3 protein-coding genes are annotated in these 4,519 nt (G+C 63.4%); all 3 read right to left on the bottom strand.

What is annotated here, in order from left to right; genetic code table 11:
- Nucleotides 1–248: signal peptidase II (locus VIM98_RS17830; protein WP_331994448.1), on the bottom strand; the 248-nt coding region annotated here is incomplete at its 3' end.
- Between the two features lie 59 nt (nucleotides 249–307).
- Nucleotides 308–3,181, bottom strand: a complete 2,874-nt coding sequence (ileS, locus tag VIM98_RS17835) for an isoleucine--tRNA ligase (protein WP_331994450.1) — start codon at nucleotides 3,179–3,181, stop codon at nucleotides 308–310.
- Nucleotides 3,182–3,258: 77 nt separating this feature from the next.
- Complete coding sequence (locus VIM98_RS17840) at nucleotides 3,259–4,212, bottom strand: bifunctional riboflavin kinase/FAD synthetase (protein ID WP_331994449.1); 954 nt, start codon at nucleotides 4,210–4,212, stop codon at nucleotides 3,259–3,261.
- Between the last annotated feature and the right edge of the window lie 307 nt (nucleotides 4,213–4,519).

Below are 4,519 nucleotides of genomic sequence, written 5' to 3' on the forward strand. Positions count from 1 at the left end.
CCGCCGATGACGACCGCCAGGGCAACGAAGAACCAGCGCTGCCAGCCGGCGCTGTCGGCCAGGAAACTGAAGGCAGCGCCCGTATTGAACGCGAGGGTCCAGTTGAGCAGGCCTGGGACGATCGGATGCGGCACTCCAGCCGGCTGCAAAGCATCGAGCGCCCAGGCCTTGGAAAGCTGATCGAGCACGATGACCACGGCGGTCAGCCACAGCCAGGAGAGCGCGGAGGGTTTGGGGGATGTGGACAAACGCTGAAACCTCGACAAGGCGCCCCATTACGGGGCGCCGATATGCTTAGAAATCGTACTTAAAAATAACGGCGATCTTCGCCGGGACCATCGATATTGCTCACGCAACGTCCGCACAGTTCCGGATGCTCCGCATGCGTACCGACGTCGTCGCGACGATGCCAGCAGCGGATGCACTTCGGCGCTTCGCTGGGCATAGCCGACACCCATACGTCGGCACCTTCCAGCTCGGTCAGTACCGCCGTTTCCGGCTGCCCGCCCGCCACATCCAGGCGCACATCCGAGGTAATGAAGAAGAAGCGCAGCTCTTCCATCGCCGGCGCATAGCGCGCTACGACGGCAGGATCGGCATGGATCGCCAGCTTCGCCTCCAGCGAGGCACCGATCTGGCCGCCCTTGCGCATCTCTTCGAGCACGCGCGAAGCGGTATCGCGGATCGCGAGCAAATCGGACCAGTAGCGACGCTGCTCGGGCAAACCCTGGGTCGCGGCCAAGCCGTCGTACCAGGTTTCGAACAGTACGCTTTCGTCGCGCCCGCCCGGCATGTGCTGCCAGATTTCCTCGGCCGTGAAGCTGAGCATCGGTGCAAGCCAGCGCACCAGCGCTTCGAGAATGCGATACATCGCACTCTGCGCACTGCGCCGGCCATGACTGTTCTCCGGCATGGTGTAGAGCCGGTCCTTGGTGATATCCAGGTACAGCGCGCCCATTTCGTTGGTGCAGAAGTTCTGCACGCGCTGGACGATCTCCGGAAAATCGTAACGATCGTAAGCGGCGACCACGGCCTGCTGGGTGTCGTAAGCCTGCTGCACGGCCCACTGATCGAGCAAGATCGAATCGGCCACCGGCAGCAGTTGCGTAGCCGGGTCGAAACCGTCGAGGTTGCCGAGCAGGAAGCGTGCGGTATTGCGGATACGGCGATACGTATCGGCCACGCGCTTGAGGATCTCGTCCGACAGCGACATCTCGTTGCGGTAATCCGTCGAGCATATCCACAGGCGCATGATGTCCGCGCCGAGGTCCTTCATGATGTCCTGCGGCTCGATACCGTTGCCGAGCGACTTGGACATTTTGCGGCCCTGCGCATCCACGGTAAAGCCGTGGGTGAGCACTTCCTGGTACGGCGCATGGCCATGGATAGCGGCGGAGGTCAGCAGCGAGGAATGGAACCAGCCGCGATGCTGGTCGCTGCCTTCCAGGTACATCACCTTGTATTCGGCGGCGTTACCGCGCTGCAGCTCCGGACGCTGACCGACCACGGCGAAATGACTGGTGCCGGAATCGAACCAGACATCGAGCACATCGGAGACTTTCTCGTAATCGGCCGCATCGGCACCGAGCAACTCGGCCGGGTCGAGCGCAAACCACGCATCGATACCGCCCTGCTCCATTTTTTGCGCGACTTTCTCCAGCAGCGCCACGGAGTCGGGATGCGGCTCTTGCGTCGCCTTGTGCACGAACAGCGCGATCGGCACGCCCCAGGTGCGTTGGCGCGAGATGCACCAATCCGGTCGATCGGCGATCATGCCGGCGATGCGCTCCTCGCCCCAGCCCGGAATCCAGCGCACGGTCTTGATCGCATCGAGCGCGCTCTTGCGCAGGCCGTTCTGCTCCATGCTGATGAACCACTGCGGCGTGGCGCGGAAAATCACCGGCGTCTTGTGACGCCAGCAATTAGGGTAGCTGTGCGCGATCTTGGCGAAGGCGAGCAGCACGCCGCGTGCACGCAGCAGATCGACGATGACGTCGTTGGCCTTCCAGATGTGCTGCCCTGCCAGCACGATATCGCCTGCCGGCGGCGTCTGCTCGCCATAGACACCGCGCGAGCCGATGTAATTGAGCGTGCCGATGCCGTAAGGCTTGCCGGCGGCGAAGTCTTCCGGACCGTGGTCGGGCGAGGTATGCACGGCGCCGGTACCGTCTTCGTCGGACACGTGATCGCCAAGGATCACCAGCACTTCGCGCGCATAGAACGGATGACGCAGCTTGGTCAGCTCCAGTTCCGCGCCAGCGACGGTGTGGCTGCCAGGCACGAGCTCGGCCGTTTCGCGCTGCAGATAACGATGAGCCACTTTGTCGACCAGACGCTGGGCGATCACCAGCCATACTGGACGTCCGTCGCGCGGGGCGCCTTCGATCAGCGCGTATTCGATCTGCGGCCCTAACGCCACGGCCTGGCTTTCCGGCAGCGTCCACGGCGTGGTCGTCCAGATCGGGATAGCGACGATGGCATCGCTCGCATCGACGCCGAACTTGGCCGCCAGTGCTTTGCCATCGACGGCGTCATAGGCGACATCCACGGCCGGCGAGGTCTTGTCGCCGTATTCGATCTCCGCCTCGGCCAGCGCCGAGCCGCAATCGAAGCACCAGTACACCGGCTTGGCGCCACGCACGACATGCCCGCCATCGACGATGCGCGCAAGCGCTCGGATCATGTCCGCTTCGTATTTGAAATCGAGCGTGCGATACGGGTTCTGCCAGTCGCCCAGCACACCCATGCGTTTGAAGTCGACGCGCTGCAGATCGATCTGCTGCTGCGCGAACTCGCGGCACTTCTGGCGGAAGGCTTCGGCATCGAGCTTGTCGCCGGCGCGACCGAATTTCTTCTCGATGGCGATTTCGATCGGCAGGCCATGGCAATCCCAGCCCGGCACGTACGGCGAGCGGTAGCCCGCCAGCAGCTTGGATTTGACTACGACGTCCTTGAGCACCTTGTTGACGGCGTGGCCCAGGTGAATCGCACCGTTGGCGTAAGGGGGGCCATCGTGCAGCACAAACATGCGGTCGCGGCCAGCGGTCTTCTGCTGAATCTGTGCATAGCGATCCACCTTCTCCCATGCCGCCAGCCAGGCGGGCTCGCGCTTGGGCAGGTCGCCGCGCATCGGGAATGCCGTCTGCGGCAGATGGATGCTGCTCTTGTAGTCCTTGCTCATGGTCATGCTTGCCATCGGGGTGGGTGTCGGCGCCTATCGTGCGTAGCGACGCCGCCGGTTTCTTGAAAACTTGTGTTTCACGCCTCGGCCAGACGCGGATTCATGCCCAGCACCGCACGCGCCTCGCGGGCATCGCGCTGCATCTGGGCGGTCAACGCATCCAGGCCGTCGAACTTTTGCTCGTCGCGCAACTTGGCAACGAACTCCACGGCCATGCGGCGCCCATAAAGATCGCCATCGAAATCGAACAGATGAACTTCGAGCAAGGGCTCATTAACTTCGTTGACAGTCGGACGCACACCGAGGCTGGCCACGCCCGGCCAACTGCATTCGCTCTCGCCCAGCCCCACACGCACGGCAAAAATGCCCTGCACGGGAGTCACGCGTTCGCGCAGATGGATATTGGCGGTGGGGAAACCCAGCGTGCGTCCGAGCTGGTTGCCGTATTCCACCTTGCCTTCGATCACAAAGGGACGGCCAAGCAATGGTTCGGCCGCCGCAAAGCTGCCCTCCGCCAGCAGGTTACGTACCCGGGTCGCCGAGACGCGCTCGCCTTCCAGCAGCACGGGCGCCATCACATGGGCCTCGAAGCCCAGTTCGCGCCCCATGGCTTCCAGCAGCGCCACATCACCGGCACGCTTGTGGCCGAAACGAAAATCGCCGCCGACCCAGACCTCGCGCGCATGCATCCGCTCGATCAGGACACGGCGAACGAAGTCTTCGGCGGACATGGACGTAAGCGCAGCGTTGAAGCGCAGCAGCAGGATCTGTTCCATGCCCGCGGCGTCGAAGCCCTTGAGCTTCTCGCGCACGCCGGAAAGCCGCGGCACCGGCACGGGCGAAAAGAATGCGCGCGGCAGCGGCTCGAAACTCACCGCCGCCGGCGTCCAGCCGCTGATCTCGGCGCGCTCGCGTACCTGCGCCAAAAGCGCCTGATGCCCGCGATGCAGGCCATCGAAGGCGCCAACGGCCACTACGCTGCCGCCGGGGGCCAGACTGGGGCCCGCGACGTCCCTGGAAAGTCTCATCATCGGCCGAGTATAGCGGGTGCGAAGCGGTTCTGACGCACCGCGGCAGGAGCTTGGGGAAGACGCTTTCGACGTGACGCCGAGGGAGTTCGGACTAGCCGGCTTTGCCATGGAACTTCAAGTCTTGGCACGAACCTGCCGTGAGGTAGGCCTGTCGCGACTGAAGGGGACCTCTAAAAACTGGCTCTTCTGTGGGAGCGACTTTCGTCGCGACGATCGTGCCTTATCGCAAGTCCTTGTCGCGACTGAAGTCGCTCCCACAACGATAGGATCCGTTTTCGCTGTGTCCAAGTCATTGACAGGTTTTTAG

Source organism: Dyella sp., assembly GCF_036568765.1.
Classification (GTDB): Bacteria; Pseudomonadota; Gammaproteobacteria; order Xanthomonadales; family Rhodanobacteraceae; genus GSA-30.